Origin of the sequence: Pseudomonas sp. MM213 (assembly GCF_020423045.1) — a bacterium.
Lineage (GTDB): Bacteria > Pseudomonadota > Gammaproteobacteria > Pseudomonadales > Pseudomonadaceae > Aquipseudomonas > Aquipseudomonas migulae.
In genome coordinates this window covers 5,319,926-5,336,649 of record NZ_CP081943.1, presented here as the reverse complement: position 1 = coordinate 5,336,649, position 16,724 = coordinate 5,319,926, and the positions used below count along the sequence as shown (strand labels likewise).

General features: G+C 61.3%; 14 protein-coding genes. All 14 read left to right on the top strand.

The features are described 5' to 3' along the window. Positions 1–67 precede the first annotated feature (67 nt). The 14 genes from K5R88_RS24260 to K5R88_RS24195 all read left to right on the top strand — a co-directional run bounded on the left by K5R88_RS24260 (position 68) and on the right by K5R88_RS24195 (position 16,723). Positions 68–2,185: a TonB-dependent copper receptor gene (locus K5R88_RS24260; RefSeq protein WP_226298500.1), complete on the top strand. Its 2,118-nt coding sequence runs from the start codon at positions 68–70 to the stop codon at positions 2,183–2,185. A gap of 129 nt (positions 2,186–2,314) precedes the next feature. Continuing rightward, positions 2,315–3,694, top strand: a complete 1,380-nt coding sequence (locus K5R88_RS24255) for a PepSY-associated TM helix domain-containing protein (protein WP_226298499.1) — start codon at positions 2,315–2,317, stop codon at positions 3,692–3,694. A gap of 148 nt (positions 3,695–3,842) precedes the next feature. Further along, the gene (locus tag K5R88_RS24250; protein WP_226298498.1) at positions 3,843–5,963 is read left to right on the top strand and encodes a TonB-dependent receptor; all 2,121 of its coding nucleotides are present in this window, start codon (positions 3,843–3,845) and stop codon (positions 5,961–5,963) included. 141 nt (positions 5,964–6,104) lie between these two features. Then, positions 6,105–6,893 carry an ABC transporter ATP-binding protein gene (locus K5R88_RS24245; protein ID WP_226298497.1) on the top strand — a complete coding sequence of 263 codons (789 nt, stop codon included), beginning with the start codon at positions 6,105–6,107 and terminating at the stop codon, positions 6,891–6,893. Next, positions 6,890–7,837: an ABC transporter substrate-binding protein gene (locus K5R88_RS24240; RefSeq protein WP_226298496.1), complete on the top strand. Its 948-nt coding sequence runs from the start codon at positions 6,890–6,892 to the stop codon at positions 7,835–7,837. Before K5R88_RS24245 ends, K5R88_RS24240 begins: the two co-directional genes overlap by 4 nt. After that, positions 7,834–8,844, top strand: a complete 1,011-nt coding sequence (locus tag K5R88_RS24235; protein ID WP_008031214.1) for a FecCD family ABC transporter permease — start codon at positions 7,834–7,836, stop codon at positions 8,842–8,844. Before K5R88_RS24240 ends, K5R88_RS24235 begins: the two co-directional genes overlap by 4 nt. Before the next feature lie 326 nt (positions 8,845–9,170). Beyond that, positions 9,171–10,436, top strand: coding sequence for an urea ABC transporter substrate-binding protein (gene urtA / locus K5R88_RS24230; protein ID WP_008031211.1), 1,266 nt, complete (start codon positions 9,171–9,173; stop codon positions 10,434–10,436). A 156-nt stretch (positions 10,437–10,592) separates the two neighbouring features. Further along, a complete protein-coding gene (gene urtB, locus K5R88_RS24225; protein ID WP_226298495.1) occupies positions 10,593–12,095 on the top strand; it encodes an urea ABC transporter permease subunit UrtB in 1,503 nt (500 codons plus the stop codon). Further along, entirely contained in the window at positions 12,095–13,174 is a 1,080-nt protein-coding gene (gene urtC / locus K5R88_RS24220; RefSeq protein WP_008038697.1) for an urea ABC transporter permease subunit UrtC, read from the top strand. The genes urtB and urtC overlap by 1 nt, the downstream gene beginning before the upstream one ends. Next, complete coding sequence (gene urtD / locus K5R88_RS24215) at positions 13,171–14,040, top strand: urea ABC transporter ATP-binding protein UrtD (RefSeq protein WP_008038696.1); 870 nt, start codon at positions 13,171–13,173, stop codon at positions 14,038–14,040. Before urtC ends, urtD begins: the two co-directional genes overlap by 4 nt. A gap of 121 nt (positions 14,041–14,161) precedes the next feature. Next, positions 14,162–14,860 carry an urea ABC transporter ATP-binding subunit UrtE gene (gene urtE / locus K5R88_RS24210; RefSeq protein WP_008031204.1) on the top strand — a complete coding sequence of 233 codons (699 nt, stop codon included), beginning with the start codon at positions 14,162–14,164 and terminating at the stop codon, positions 14,858–14,860. A gap of 30 nt (positions 14,861–14,890) precedes the next feature. Continuing rightward, positions 14,891–15,730, top strand: coding sequence for an urease accessory protein UreD (locus tag K5R88_RS24205; RefSeq protein ID WP_226298494.1), 840 nt, complete (start codon positions 14,891–14,893; stop codon positions 15,728–15,730). Between the two features lie 147 nt (positions 15,731–15,877). After that, positions 15,878–16,180 (top strand): urease subunit gamma, encoded by a 303-nt coding sequence (ureA, locus tag K5R88_RS24200; protein WP_007907366.1) that lies wholly within the window; start codon positions 15,878–15,880, stop codon positions 16,178–16,180. 9 nt (positions 16,181–16,189) lie between these two features. Beyond that, a complete protein-coding gene (locus K5R88_RS24195; RefSeq protein ID WP_008038694.1) occupies positions 16,190–16,723 on the top strand; it encodes a GNAT family N-acetyltransferase in 534 nt (177 codons plus the stop codon). Position 16,724 lies beyond the last annotated feature (1 nt).

The following is a 16,724-nucleotide window of genomic DNA, read 5'->3' as shown; positions in this document are numbered from 1 at the left end:
GCCCGCCCCCACAGGCATTGCGCAGGCTGCCGGCCGTGTCGTTTACGACTGTTCGATGGAAATTGTCATGTCCAGGTTTTCTGCTGACACACGCTTGAGCGCCGCCCAAGCTTCTTTTGCCCTGAACGAAACGCGCGTTCGTTTCAGGCACGCCACCGCCGTTCTTTGCGGCGTACTGCTGACACCGATGGTGTTGGCCGATGATCATGCCGGCCACAGTGAAGAACTGAGCCCGACGGTGATCACCGCCATCGCACCGAGTTCACCGCTGACCATCGTCACCAACCCCAAAGACCCACGCCAACCGGTACCGGCCAGCGACGGTGGTGACTACTTGAAGACCATCCCCGGCTTCGCCCTGGTGCGCAATGGCGGCACCAACGGTGACCCGGTGCTGCGCGGCATGTTCGGCTCGCGCCTGAACATCCTCACCAACGGCGGCCAGATGCTCGGCGCCTGCCCCGGCCGGATGGACGCACCGACCTCCTACATCTCACCGGAAACCTACGACAAACTCACCGTCATCAAAGGCCCGCAAACGGTGCTTTGGGGGCCGGGCGCATCCGCCGGCACCATCTTGTTCGACCGTGACCCGGAAAGCTTCGGCGAACTCGGCACCCGAGTGAATGCCAGCGTACTGGCCGGCTCCAACGGCCGTTTCGACAAACTAGTGGACGCCGCTGCCGGCGGGTCATTGGGTTACGTGCGAGTGATCGGCAACACCGCGCATTCCGACGACTATCGGGACGGCAACAACGACACCGTGGCCTCGCGTTACGACAAGTGGAATGGCGACGTGGCACTCGGCTGGACCCCGGACGCCGACACCCTGCTGGAGCTGACCGCCGGCAAGGGCGATGGCGAAGCCCGCTACGCCGGACGCGGCATGGACGGCGCGCAGTTCAAGCGCGAAAGCCTCGGCCTGCGTTTCGAGAAGTCCAATATCGGCGACGTGCTCGACAAGGTCGAAGCACAGATCTACTACAACTACGCCGACCACGTGATGGACAACTACACCCTGCGCACGCCGTCCGGCACCGGGATGATGGCCGGCCCGATGGCTTCCAGTGTCGATCGCCGAACCCTCGGCGCACGGATCAAAGCCACGTGGCGCTGGGCCGATGTGCAATTGATCAGCGGTATCGACGCGCAGACCAGCGAACACCGCAAGCGCGCCGCCATGGGCATCGACACCTACAAGGATCTGCCGCGCAACAAGGACGCCGATTTCCATAACTACGGCGTGTTCGGCGAACTGACCTGGTACGCCGCCGACCGTGATCGACTGATTACCGGCGCGCGACTGGACCGTGCTTCGGCCAAGGATTTTCGGCAGACCACTGGCTCGGGGATGATGACCCGCGCCAACCCAACCGCCGACGACACCCGCGCCGATACCCTGCCAAGCGGCTTCGTCCGTTACGAGCATGATCTGGCAGACAGCCCGACCACGCTGTACGCAGGCCTCGGTCACACCCAGCGTTTCCCGGATTACTGGGAGCTGTTTTCGCCCAACTCGGGACCTGCCGGCTCGGTAAACGCCTTCGACTCGATCAAGCCTGAAAAAACCACCCAGCTCGACTTCGGCCTGCAATACAAGACCGAAGACCTCGAAGCCTGGGCCTCGGGTTACGTCGGACAGGTACGCGATTACATCCTGTTCAATTACAAGACGGGAATGATGGGCACGACCTCGCAAGCCGAGAACATCGACGCGCGGATCATGGGCGGTGAACTCGGGGCGGCCTACAGGCTGACGTCGAACTGGAAGGCCGACGCAACCCTGGCCTACGCCTGGGGCAAGAACAGCAGCGACGGCAAGGCATTGCCGCAAATGCCGCCGCTGGACGCGCGATTCGGCCTGACCTACAGCGAAGACAACTGGAGCGCCGGCGCCTTGTGGCGGGTGGTCGCGGCGCAAAACCGCATTGATCAGAACAAGGGCAACGTGGTCGGCAAGGACTTCGACAAGTCCTCCGGGTTCGGCGTGTTCTCGCTCAATGGCGCCTATCGGATCAACAAGAACTGGAAGGTCAGCAGCGGCGTCGACAACCTGTTCGGCAAGGCGTACGCCGAGCATTTGAACCTGGCCGGCAACGCCGGTTTTGGCTACCCGGCCAATGACCCGCAGGCCATTAAAGAACCGGGGCGAACGCTCTGGACCAAGGTGGATATGAGCTTCTAAAAGCTTCGCGGGCAAGCCTCGCTCCTACAGGTTTATCACCGTCCAAGTAGGAGCGAGGCTCGCCCGCGAATGACTGCACAGCAGTCACCAGACAACAACAAAAGTACCAAGCCAAGCGGAGCACAACCGATGAAACAGCCCAAACCGAATTTCTATAACCTGGCCTGGCGCTGGCATTTCTATGCCGGTCTGTTCGTCGCGCCATTCATGGTGATGCTGGCCCTGACCGGTGTCATTTACCTGTTCAAGCCGCAACTCGACTCGTTGATGTACGACAGCCTGATGAACGTCCCGGCCGGCCATCACAGCGTCCCGGCCGACGACTTGCTCAAGCGGGTGAAAGACGCGTATCCACAAGCGACGATCAAGCAATACCTGCCACCGGTCAACGCCGAACGCAGCGCGCAATTTGTCGTACTCAATGGCGGCAATGAGCTGAACGTTTTCGTCGACCCGTACCACGGCGACATCCTCGGCGAGCAAGACGCCAAGAAGAATCTGCAAGCGATAGCGCGAGCGATTCATGGCGAGTTGATGATCGGCACGGTCGGTGACCGGCTGATCGAACTGGCCGCTGGCTGGGGCATCGTGCTGGTGGTTTCCGGGGTCTTTCTGTGGTGGCCACGAGGTCAGGCGGCCGGCATTTTATGGCCCCGCCTGAGCAGTCGCGGTCGCGTGCTGTGGCGCGACCTGCATGCCGTCACCGGGTTCTGGGGCGCCGCGTTTCTGCTGGTGATGCTGCTCAGCGGCATGACCTGGACCGGGTTTTGGGGCAAGCAATACGCCGGGGTCTGGAACGTGTTCCCGGATGCCATGTGGAATGACATGCCCAAGTCCGACGTCGAGGCCCGCAGCCTCAACACCGCCACGCGCCAGACCGTGCCATGGGCGATGGAAAACACGCCGATGCCGATGTCCGGCGACCACGCCGAACACATGGCCCACGACAGTGCGCAACCCGGCCCCGCCGCCCCGACCATCAGCCTGCAAGACTTGCAGAACATCGCCGTGCAACGCAAAGTCGAGCCGGGTTACAGCATTACTTTCCCGACCACGGCCACCGGCGTATTCACCATCGCCGTATTCGCCGATGACCCGCGCAACGATGCCACCCTGCACGTCGATCAGTACACCGGCAACGTCCTCGCCGACGTGCGCTGGGAACATTACGGCCCCGTGGCCCGCGCCACGGAAACCGGCGTGATGTTGCACGAAGGCAAGATGTTCGGTGTGCTCAACCAGATCATCGTGCTGCTGATCTGCCTGATGATTCTGCTCAGTGCCGTCAGCGGCGTGGTGATCTGGTGGAAGCGTCGGCCACAAGGCAAGTTCGGTGTTCCACCGCTGCGCCACGACCTGCCGAAATGGAAAACAGGGGTAGCGATCATGCTGGTGCTGGCAGTGGCGTTTCCGTTGGTGGGCGCGTCGCTGGTGGTGGTCTGGTTGCTGGACCGAGTGCTGTTGTCGCGATTCACCCGACAAACTGAATCAGCCTCATCTTCATCATGAAACAGGCGAGATGCGCGTATTAGAGGGATCTGTAGACTTCGGGCGCTTATCGCACGGTCATTTTTAGTGTTACTGTATAACGCAAATGCACCGCCCAACCCGCAGCCATTGCTGCGGGTTTTCTTTTGGAAGAAGTGTCACCCACCCGATGAACAAGTACCTCTTGTCCGGCCTCTGCCTGCTCGCCCTGAACAACAGCGCCCACGCGCAATCCTTGACGCTGCCCGCCGGCACCATCACCGCACCGGCCGTTGACGACGAAACCGTCAACCTCGACACGCCGACCACCGCCGGTTCGCGTCTGAACCTCACGGCTCTGGAAACACCCGCCAGTGTGGAAAGCCTGACTGGCGAACAGATCCGCGCGCGCGGTGACCGCAGCGTGCAGGACGCGGCGTCGCGCAGCACCGGGATCAGCCGCACCGGCACGCCGGGCGACGGCGGGACCTCGTTGTCCGCACGAGGCTTTACCGGGCAGAACTCGGTGATGCAGTTGTATGACGGCAACCGGATGTACACAGGCATGGGCACCGTGACCTTCCCGGTCGACACCTGGTCGGTGGAGCGTGTCGATGTGCTGCGCGGCCCGGCTTCGGTGTTGTATGGCGAAGGCGCGACGGGGGCGGTGGTCAATGTGATCCCGAAAAAGCCCTTCGAAGGCGAGATCGAAAACCACGTGCGTCTCGGCTACGGCTCTTACGACAGTCAGCAACAAGCGTTCGACAGCGGCGGTTCGCTGAGCGATACCCTGAGTTATCGCTTGAACCTCAATCGCCTGCGCAGCAACGGTTGGGTCGATCGCGGCGATTCCTCCAGCGACTTCGTCAGCGCGGCCCTGCGCTGGCAGGCCACGGACGATCTGGCATTCACCCTCGCCCACGACTACGGCGACCAGAACCCGATGAACTACTTCGGCACGCCATTGATCAACGGCCGCTTCCACGAAGGTCTGCGCGACAAGAACTACAACGTCAGCAACGACAAGCAGCACTACAACGATCAATGGACGCGCCTGACCAGCGACTGGCAAATGTCCGAGAACGTCAGTTCGAGCAACGAGCTGTATTACCTCAAGGCCCAGCGCCGCTGGCAGAACGCCGAAAACTACAACTTCGACCGCGACGCACAGCAGCTCAGCCGCAGCGGCTATTTCGGCATCGGCCACCGGCAGGAACAGGTCGGCGACCGTCAGACCTTCACCTTCAAGCACTCTCTGTTCGGCCTCGACAGCCAGACCGTGACCGGTGTCGATTACAACCGCATCCGCTTCCAGCTCGACAGCAACTCGCCGTTCAATGACGTGTTGCCCGATGGCCAGCCGATCGATTTGTATCATCCACAACGTGGCAGTTTTGAAAGTGCCAATCCGTATCGCGACCAGTTCCAGAGCACCACCAAACAGATGTCGGCCTTCGCCGAAAACCGCACGCAGTTGAGCGAGCGCTGGTCGCTGGTGACCGGTGTGCGTCGCGACTACGTGCACGTCGACCGCGACAACCTGGTCGATGGCAGCCAGAGCGACAAGACCCTGACCGGCAACAACTGGAAGGCCGGGCTGGTGTTCGCCGTGACCCCGGACACTTCGTTCTACGGTCAGTACGCCACCAGCACCGACGGTGTCGGCGGCCTGATTTCCCTGAGCCCGAGCCAGCAGCAATATGACCTGGCCACGGCGAAACAGACCGAGATCGGCGTGAAGCAGATGTTCTGGGATCAACGCGGCGAGTGGACGCTGGCGGCTTATCGCATCGTCAAAAAGAAACTGCTGACCGACGATCCAGGTAACCCGACGCTCAAACAACAGGTCGGCCAACAATCGTCCAATGGCCTGGAAGTCAGCCTCGATCTGCAACTGCCACACGCCTGGCAACTGCAGGCCAACGCGGCCATCGTCAAAGCGAAGTACGACGATTTCGAAGAAGTGGTCGGTGGCGTGCCAGTGTCGCGCAACGGTAATCGCCCGGTGGACGCGCCTCGTCGCACGGCGAATCTGTGGCTGAGCAAAGCACTCAGCGAAGACCTGAAGGCCGGGGCTGGCGTGCGTTACGTCGACGCGCGTTATGCCGACATGGCCAACCAGAACGAGCTGCCGAGCTACACCGTCGTCGATGCCACGTTGTCATGGAAAGCGCTGCGCAATACGACGCTGGGGTTGCAGGCGAACAATCTGTTTGACCGCCAGTATGCGCAAAGCCAATACAATGAGGGGCAGCAGTGGATCCTGGGGGAGCCGCGTTCGTTCTTTGTCACAGCTGATTACACCTTTTGACTCAAGGGCCCCTTCGCGGGCAAGCCTCGCTCCTACAGGATTCGCGTCGATCACAAAATTTTTGTTCGACACATAAACTGTAGGAGCGAGGCTTGCCCGCGAAGGCGTCATCAGCATCACCAAATATCTCTGAGTAAATGCATGACCTCGCTGAACCTCACCAACCTCGCCTGGACACCCCTGGGCCACGGCCACTGTCATCACCAGTTCCAACTGCGTGATGCCTCGTTGCATGTGGCCGCCGGTGAGTTTGTCGGGTTGATCGGCCCCAACGGCAGCGGCAAGACCAGCCTGTTGCGGTGCGCCTATCGCTTCAGCAAACCGGAAAACGGTGAGGTCCGGCTCGACCACCACAACGTCTGGAAACAATCCTCGCGCTGGTGCGCGCAACGCATCGCCGTGGTGCTGCAGGAGTTCCCCGACGCCTTCGGCCTGACCGTCGATGAAGTGGTCGCCATGGGCCGCACACCGCACAAAGGCCTGTTCGATGGCGACACCCTCGAAGACCGGAATCTCGCAACGCAAGCACTGGAATCCGTCGGCCTCAACGGTTTCGAAGACCACGCTTTCGCCACGCTCTCCGGCGGCGAAAAACAACGCGTGATCCTCGCCCGCGCCCTGGCCCAGCAACCGCAAGTGTTGATCCTCGACGAGCCGACCAACCACCTCGACCCGCGCTTTCAGCTGGAACTTTTGCAACTGGTCAAACGCCTGCGGATCGGCACCCTGGCGAGCATCCACGACCTCAATCTCGCCGCTGCTTTCTGTGACCGGCTGTACGTGCTCAATCACGGCCGCATCGTCGCCAGCGGCACACCAAAAGAAGTCCTGACCGCCCCGCTGCTGCGTGATGTGTTCGGCGTCGAAGCACTGATCGATGAACACCCTTTGCACGGCTACCCACGAATCACCTGGATAACCCAACCATGACTTTGCGTTCCCTGCTGTGCGTTGCTCTGTTGCTGGGCAGTAGCCAAGCGTTTGCCGAAGCAACGAAATATCCGCTGACGATCCAGAGCTGCAACCGCGATGTGACCTTCACGCAAGCGCCGAAACACGCGGTCAGCCACGACATCAACATGACGCAAATGATGCTCGCACTCGGCCTCAAACCGAGCATGGCCGGCTACAGCGGTGTCAGTGGCTGGAAGTCGGTCACGCCCCAGATGCAGACCATCCTCGACGGCCTGCCTGAGCTGGCGGCCAAGTACCCTTCAGTGGAAACCCTGCTCAACGCCAATGTCGATTTCTTCTTCGCCGGTTGGGATTACGGCATGCGCGTGGGCGGTGATCTCACGCCGCAAACCTTGCAGCCGCTGGGCATCAACGTCTATGAGCTGACCGAGTCCTGCGCCTTCGTGATGAAGCGTCCACCGGCCAGCCTGGAGGACACCTACAACGACCTGCGTAACCTCGGCAAAATCTTCGACGTGCAGGATCGCGCCAATGCATTGATCGCCGACATGCAGGCGCAAGTCGCCGAGGTGCGCAAGGATCTGCCGGTGGACAAACCCCGGGTGTTCCTCTACGACAGTGGCGAAGACCGCGCCATGACCTCGGGTCGCCTGGGCATGCCGCAAGCGCTGATCGACGCGGCAGGCGGGCGCAACATTCTGGATGACGTCGAAGCGAGCTGGACCCGAGTGAATTGGGAGAACGTGGTCGAGCGCAATCCGCAGGTGATCGTGATCGTCGATTACGGTGAAGTGACTGCCGAGCAGAAGGCGCAATTCCTGCTCGATAACAAGGCGCTGCAATCGGTTGACGCGATCAAGAACCAGCGCTTCATCGTCATTCCGTATGTGCAGGCCACGCCGGGGATCGACAACGTGTTGGCGGTTGAAACCCTGGCCAAAGGTTTCCACGGCGAATGATCAATCGTCGCTACGCCCTGTTGCTGATTGCCCTCGGCGCGTTGTTGCTGGTGTCATGCGTGGTGTCGCTGGGCTTCGGCCCGGCGCGGGTGCCGGTGGACGTGGTGTGGCGCATTTTGCTGCACAAGGTGTTCGGTTTTGGCGAGGTGAGCTGGACGGCCGGGCAGGAGCACATCGTGTGGCTGATCCGCGTGCCGCGCATGTTGCTTGGCGCCTTGGTCGGTGCCGGCCTGGCGCTGATCGGCGCAGTGCTGCAAGCGGTGACGCGCAATCCGCTGGCCGATCCGCACCTGCTCGGCGTGACCTCCGGCGCCACCCTCGGCGCGGTGATCGTGGTGCTGCATGTCGGTGAAATTGTCGGCCTGCTGACGTTGCCGATTGCCGCATTTATTGGCGCGCTGCTGAGCATGCTGATCGTACTGATGATCGCCAACCGCAACGGTCGCCTGGACAGTGATCGGCTGCTGTTGTGCGGTGTGGCGGTGTCGTTCGTGATGATGGCGATCGCTAATCTGCTGCTGTTTCTCGGCGATCACCGCGCCAGTTCGGCGGTGATGTTCTGGATGCTCGGCGGGCTCGGGTTGGCACGCTGGGAATTGCTCGCGGTGCCGGCCGCCAGTGTGCTGCTCGGGCTGGTTTTGTTGCTTGGCATGGCCCGACCGTTGAACGCGTTGATGGCCGGTGAACAGACGGCCGTAACCCTTGGGCTCAACGCCCGCACCGTGCGGTTGCGGGTGTTTTTGATTGCGTCGCTGATGACGGGCGTACTGGTGTCGATCAGTGGCTCCATCGGGTTTGTCGGGCTGATGGTGCCGCACATTGCGCGGCGACTGGTCGGGGCTGAACACCGGCGATTGCTGCCGGTGTGCGTATTGCTGGGGAGTATTTTTCTCGTGTGGGTTGATGTCGCCGCTCGAACGTTGATCGCCCCCGAAGACCTGCCCATCGGCGTGGCCACCGCTGCCATTGGAGGCCTGTTCTTCATCGGCCTCATGCGCCGCCGCTGACACACATCAATCAAAACTGTGGGAGCGAGCCTGCTCGCGATGAGGGCGTATCAGTCACCATTTACATGTCTGACACACCGCAATCGCGAGCAGGCTCGCTCCCACATTGGAACAATGTCGTCTGCAAGTTCTTCGCCCCAATGTGGCGCATCTCCTCGCACCAACGCGCCAGCCGCGATCCTTCATGGTGCGCCACCCCAACCGCGCAACCGCTCTAATACGACATTTCCCTGCCTTTTTCCGACTGGGCACAGCCCTTGCAAAACAGCCTTCAGTAGTCCGCATCTGCCAACCAAGAAAACTCATAAGTTCATGGAGATCGCACAATGAAGCGTCGCAGCTTGATCAAGGCTTTTACACTCACGGCAAGCATTGCCGCGATGGGCATGACCTGGACTGTCCAGGCCGCCGAGACCATCAAGGTCGGTATTCTGCATTCGTTGTCCGGCACCATGGCGATCTCCGAAACGTCCTTGAAAGACATGGCGTTGATGACCATCGACGAGATCAACGCCAAGGGCGGCGTGAACGGCAAGATGCTGGAACCGGTGGTGGTCGACCCGGCGTCGAACTGGCCGCTGTTCGCAGAAAAGGGTCGTCAGTTGCTAACCCAGGACAAGGTCGCCGTGGTGTTCGGTTGCTGGACCTCGGTGTCGCGTAAATCGGTGCTGCCGGTGTTCGAAGAGCTCAACGGCCTGCTGTTCTACCCGGTGCAGTACGAAGGCGAAGAGATGTCGCCGAACGTGTTCTACACCGGCGCCGCGCCGAACCAACAGGCGATTCCGGCAGTCGAGTACCTGATGAGCGAAGAAGGCGGCGCTGCCAAGCGTTACTTCCTGCTCGGAACCGACTACGTCTACCCGCGCACCACCAACAAGATCCTGCGTTCGTTCCTGCATTCCAAAGGCGTGGCCGACAAGGACATCGAAGAGGTCTACACCCCGTTCGGTCACAGCGACTATCAAACCATCGTCGCCAACATCAAGAAATTCTCGGCCGGTGGCAAGACTGCGGTCATCTCCACGGTCAATGGCGATTCCAACGTGCCGTTCTATAAAGAGCTGGCCAACCAGGGCCTGAAAGCCACCGACGTTCCGGTCGTGGCGTTCTCGGTGGGTGAAGAAGAACTGCGTGGCATCGACACCAAACCGCTGGTGGGCAACCTCGCGGCGTGGAACTACTTTGAGTCGGTGGAGAACCCGGCGAACAAGAAATTCGTCGCCGACTGGAAAGCCTACGCGAAGAAACACAACCTGCCGGGCGCCGACAAAGCGGTGACCAACGACCCGATGGAAGCCACCTACGTCGGCATCCACATGTGGGCGCAAGCGGCCGAGAAAGCCAAATCCACCGACGTCGACAAAGTCCGCGAAGCCCTCGCTGGCCAGACCTTTGCTGCACCGTCCGGCTACACCCTGACCATGGACAAGACCAACCACCACCTGCACAAGCCGGTGATGATCGGCGAGATTCAGGCGGACGGTCAGTTCAACGTGGTATGGCAGACCGAAGGCCCGATCCGTGCCCAGCCGTGGAGCCCGTTCATTCCTGGCAACGACAAGAAGCCGGAGTATGCGGTGAAGAGCAACTAAGCCACCTGGATGTCGGGCCGAATACATCGTTCGTGCCCGACACAAATCCTGTAGGAGCCGGCTTGCTGGCGATCAGCATCACACGGTTTGCCTGATGCACCGCCATCGCCAGCAAGCCGGCTCCTACAAGGTCCGCGTATGACCAGGACATTTGATATGCCCACCGCTTTTTACCGTTTCATCCTTACCCTCGCGTTGCTGTTGCCGATGGCCACGCATGCCGGCGACGCCGAAGACTTCGTCGCCGCCAACCCTGTGCAGCAAGCCAAACTGCTGGAAGCCTGGGCCGCGCAGCCCGACCCGGCCCGAATCGAACTGATCAACGCCCTGCAACAAGGCGAGTTGACGGTCGACGGCCAACCGAAAACCTTGCGCCTGAACAATCGCCTGCGGGGTCTGATCGACACCGCGCTGGCCAGCCATCAATTGCTCGCCACCGACGCTAAAACCCGTCTGGCCGCCGCGCAGCAATTGCAGAAAAACGCAAAACCGGCGCAGCTGAAATTCCTCGACCAGCAACTGGCTGGCGAACACGACGAAAACGTTCACGCCGCGCTCAGCCTCGCGCTGGCCAATCTGCAACTGGTGGACACCGACCCGGCCGTACGCCTTGCCGCTGTGCGCCTGCTCGGTGAAACCGGCGATCCACTGGCTCGCACTCGACTGGAGAGTTTGCTGGAGCCGGGTGTCGAAGCCGACGCCAATGTGCGCACGGCTGCCGAAACCAGTCTGGCCCAAGTCAAACGCAAACTGCTGATCGGCGAGATGCTCGGTCAGGCCTTCAGCGGCATGTCCCTCGGTTCGATCCTGCTGCTTGCGGCGCTCGGGCTGGCGATCACTTTCGGCCTGCTCGGCGTGATCAATATGGCCCACGGTGAGATGCTGATGCTCGGCGCCTACTCGACCTACGTCGTGCAGTTGCTGTTCCAGCGCTTTGCCCCGCAAGCCATCGAGTTCTACCCATTGATCGCGTTGCCGGTGGCGTTTTTCGTCACGGCCGCGATTGGCATGGCGCTGGAACGCACAGTGATTCGCCACCTCTACGGCCGCCCACTGGAGACCCTGCTCGCCACGTGGGGTATCAGCCTGATGCTGATCCAGCTTGTCCGATTGGTGTTCGGCGCGCAGAACGTCGAAGTGGCCAACCCGGCGTGGTTGTCGGGTGGGATCCAGGTGTTGCCGAACCTGGTGCTGCCGTACAACCGCATCGTGATTATCGCCTTCGCTCTGTTCGTGGTGGTGCTGACCTGGCTGCTGTTGAACAAGACACGCCTGGGCCTGAACGTGCGCGCCGTCACTCAGAACCGCAACATGGCCGCCTGCTGCGGGGTGCCCACCGGGCGTGTGGACATGCTCGCCTTCGGCCTCGGCTCGGGCATCGCCGGCCTTGGCGGCGTGGCGCTGAGTCAGATCGGCAACGTCGGCCCGGACCTCGGCCAGAGCTACATCATCGACTCGTTCCTGGTGGTGGTGCTCGGCGGCGTCGGGCAGTTGGCCGGTAGCGTGCTCGCCGCGTTCGGGCTGGGCATCGCCAACAAGATTCTCGAACCGCAGATCGGCGCCGTACTCGGCAAGATCCTGATCCTCGCGTTGATCATTCTGTTCATCCAGAAACGTCCGCAAGGCCTCTTCGCACTGAAAGGACGGGTGATCGACTGATGAACCAGCCCCTGATGCTCACGGCCAGCCAAAAGGCCGGCCCCAAAGTCACGATTGCCGTCGGTGCGGTGATCCTTGTTTTGCTGTTGACGTTGCCGCTGCTGTCGCTGTTGTCGCCAGACAGCGCCTTCCATGTCTCGGCCTACACGCTGACCCTGGTGGGCAAGATTCTTTGCTACGCCATCGTCGCCCTCGCCCTCGATCTGGTCTGGGGTTACGCCGGCCTGCTGTCCCTCGGTCACGGCCTGTTCTTCGCCCTCGGCGGTTATGCGATGGGCATGTACCTGATGCGCCAGGCGTCGGGCGATGCCTTGCCGGCGTTCATGACCTTCCTGTCGTGGACCGAATTGCCGTGGTACTGGACCGGCACCAGCAGCTTTCTCTGGTCGATGTGCCTGGTGGTGTTGGCGCCTGGATTGCTGGCGTTGGTGTTCGGCTTCTTTGCCTTCCGCTCGCGGATCAAAGGCGTGTATTTCTCGATCATGACCCAGGCCTTGACCTTCGCCGGGATGCTGCTGTTTTTCCGCAACGAAACCGGGTTTGGCGGCAACAATGGCTTCACCAACTTCCGCACCATTCTTGGCTTTGGCATCACCGAACCGGGGACGCGTGCGGTGTTGTTTTTCGCCACGGTGGTGTTGCTGGTGGCAAGCCTGTTCATTGGCTGGCGTCTGGCGCAAAGCAAATTCGGTCGAGTGCTGACCGCGCTGCGCGACGCCGAAAACCGCTTGATGTTCTGCGGTTACGATCCACGGGGTTTCAAGCTGTTTGTCTGGGTCTTGAGCGCCGTGTTGTGCGGTCTCGCGGGGGCGCTGTACGTGCCGCAAGTCGGCATCATCAACCCGAGCGAAATGTCGCCGACCAACTCCATCGAGGCCGCCGTCTGGGTCGCACTCGGTGGTCGCGGCACGCTGATCGGTCCGTTGCTCGGTGCCGGCGTGGTCAACGGCATGAAGAGCTGGTTCACCGTGGCGTTCCCCGAATACTGGCTGTTCTTCCTCGGCGCGCTGTTCATCGTCGTGACCTTGTACCTGCCCAAAGGCGTGATCGGCCTGCTGAAGAAAAGGGGTGACCAATGAGAGTGACTGCGACGGCTGAATTCATGCTTGAACCGGCTTTCTACCCACCGCAGCCGAACAAGGACGCCGGCACCAGCCGCGATGCCATCGGCCTCGGGCAACGCGTCGGCCCCGGCCTGAATACCCGCCACGGCACCATCCTGACCCTGGAAGACATCAGCGTCAGCTTCGATGGTTTCAAGGCACTGAACGATTTGAACCTGTACATCGGCGTCGGCGAATTGCGCTGCATCATCGGTCCCAACGGCGCGGGCAAAACCACGCTGATGGACGTGATCACCGGCAAGACGCGCCCCAGCCATGGCAAAGCCTGGTTCGGTGAAACCCTCGATCTGACGCAGATGAGCGAGGTGCAAATTGCTCAGGCCGGCATCGGTCGCAAGTTTCAGAAGCCGACGGTGTTTGAAGCGTTGAGCGTGTTTGAAAACCTTGAGCTGGCGCAGAAAACCGACAAGTCGGTGTGGGCCAGCCTGCGGGCTCGCCTGAGTGGCGAACAGAAAGATCGCATCAGCGAAGTGCTGGAGACCATTCGCCTGACCACCTCGGTCAATCGCCCGGCGGGCCTGTTGTCCCACGGGCAGAAGCAGTTTCTGGAGATCGGCATGTTGTTGATGCAAGACCCGCAATTACTGCTGCTCGACGAACCCGTGGCGGGCATGACCGATGCCGAAACCGAATTCACCGCCGAGCTGTTCAAGAGCCTGGCGGGCAAGCATTCGCTGATGGTGGTGGAGCACGACATGGGGTTTGTCGGCTCGATTGCCGACCACGTCACCGTGTTGCACCAGGGCAGCGTGCTGGCCGAAGGCTCGCTGGAGCAGGTACAGGATAACGAGCGGGTGATCGAGGTGTACCTCGGTCGCTGATTGTGGCTTTTCGCTTATTTGCTTTTTGTAGGAGCGAGGCTTGCCCGCGAAGCTTTTGGCGGCCTTGAGGTCCCCTTCGCGGGCAAGCCTCGCTCCTACAGGGATTGAGGAGATTTCAGAAATGCTGCAAGTCGACAAGCTGCACCAGTACTACGGCGGTAGCCACATCCTGCGCGGCCTGACGTTTGACGTGAAGGTCGGTGAAGTCACCTGCCTGCTCGGGCGCAACGGTGTGGGCAAGACCACGCTGCTCAAATGCCTGATGGGTTTGCTGCCGGCCAAAGAAGGCGCGGTGAACTGGGAAGGCAAACCGATCACCACGTTCAAGCCACACCAGCGGGTGCATGCCGGGATCGCTTACGTGCCTCAGGGCCGGGAGATTTTCGGTCGGCTGACGGTGGAGGAAAACCTGCTGATGGGCCTGTCGCGGTTTCCGGGCAGCGAAGCGAAAGAAGTCCCGGCGTTCATCTACGAGCTCTTCCCGGTGTTGCTGCAAATGAAGCAACGACGCGGCGGTGACCTGTCTGGTGGCCAACAGCAGCAACTGGCAATCGGCCGGGCGCTGGCCAGCCGTCCTCGGCTGCTGATCCTCGACGAGCCGACCGAGGGCATCCAGCCGTCGGTGATCAAGGAGATCGGCGCGGTCATCAAGAAGCTTGCGGCACGCGGCGACATGGCGATTCTGCTGGTGGAGCAGTTCTACGATTTCGCCGCTGAACTGGCGGATCAATACCTGGTGATGTCCCGCGGCGAGATCGTGCAGCAGGGCCGCGGCGAAAATATGGAAGCCGAGGGTGTGCGCGGTCTGGTTACGATCTAATCTGTAGCGTCCTAACGATAATTAGACATCATGAATTTACCTGCCCACACAACGCTGTTCACGCCTAGCTGGCACGCCGAGCTGGAACTGGGCTACGCCCGATTTGGCGACACCACGCGCCCGGTTCAGCGTCGGCATAAAGGGCCGTTGCGGGTGCAAAAACATCTGTACGCCGAAGGGCCCGAGGTTTGCCAGCACATCATCGTGCATCCGCCCGGCGGGATTGCCAGCGGTGATCGGCTGGACATCAGCGCCAGCGTTGGCCGCGATGCGTGGGCCCAAATCACCAGCCCCGGCGCGGCCAAGTGGTATCGGGCGGCAGGCCCCGCCTATCAGCAACTGAGTTTGAAAGTGGCGGCCGGCGCGACACTGGAGTGGTTGCCGCAAGAGACGATCATTTTCAGCGCCGCCCAAGCGGAGCTCAGCACCTGCATCGACCTTGAAGGCGATGCGCGGTTGTTTTACTGGGACGTCGTCGCCTTGGGTCGTCCGGCCAGTGGCGAGCGCTTTGACCTCGGGCATTTTCAGGCGCAGCTGGATATCCGCCGCGACGGCCAGTTGCTCTGGCACGAACGCCAGCGCATTGTCGGTGATGACGGGTTGCTCGATTCGCCGATTGGCCTGGATGGGCAACCGGTGTTTGCGACGTTGTTGGTGACGGGGGAGATTGACAGTGAACTGCTGGAAACCTGTCGCTCGCTGCCCAATGACGTACGCGGGGATTTGACGCAGTTGCCGGGCCTGTTAGTGGCTCGGTGCCTGGCCAGCGAGGCGCTGTTGGCGCGAGGCTGGTTGATTGATTTGTGGCGATTGCTCAGGCCTGCGTTGCTCGGTCGAGAAGCCGTCCCACCCAGAATATGGAGCACCTGAACACAATCCCCCTGTAGGAGCGAGGCTTGCCCGCGAAGAACGATAACGCGGTCAATCAGTTAAACCGAGGCGCAGCATTCGCGGGCAAGCCTCGCTCCTACAGAGGTTGTAGTGATTTTTTAATCTGCCGATTATGGATTCCAAACGATGGACCTGACCCCACGCGAAAAAGACAAGCTGCTGATCTTCACCGCCGGCCTCGTGGCCGAGCGGCGTTTGGCGCGCGGCGTGAAACTCAACTACCCGGAAGCCATGGCCTACATCTCCGCAGCGCTGCTCGAAGGCGCGCGTGACGGCCAGACGGTGGCCGAGCTGATGCACTTCGGCACCACCCTGCTCAGCCGCGAACAAGTGATGGAAGGCATCCCGGAAATGATCCCGGAGATCCAGGTCGAAGCCACCTTCCCCGACGGGACCAAACTGGTCACCGTCCACCAACCCATCGCCTGAGGCCGCGCCATGACTTACCACATCCGCGATGCGGTGCACGCCGATCTGCCGGCAATCCGCGACATCTACAACGACGCCGTGCTCAACACCACGGCGATCTGGAACGAACAGGCCGTGGACCTGGGCAACCGCCAGGCCTGGTTCAGCACCCGGCAAGCCCAGGGCTATCCGATCCTGGTGATCGTCGACGGCGATAACAATGTACTCGGCTACGCTTCATTCGGTGACTGGCGACCGTTCGACGGTTTCCGCCACACCGTCGAGCACTCGGTCTACGTACGCAGCGATCAACGCGGCAATGGACTGGGTCCGCAATTGATGGACGTGTTGATCGAGCGCGCCAAAGGCTGCGACAAGCATGTGATGGTCGCGGCCATCGAAAGCGGCAATGCCGCTTCCATCCGCCTGCATGAACGCGTCGGCTTCGTGACCACCGGGCAAATGCCTCAAGTGGGCACCAAGTTCGGTCGCTGGCTGGACCTGACCTTCATGCAACTGACCCTCAATCCTGGCGCGGAGCCGCCGCCCGCCAACAAGGAGTAAT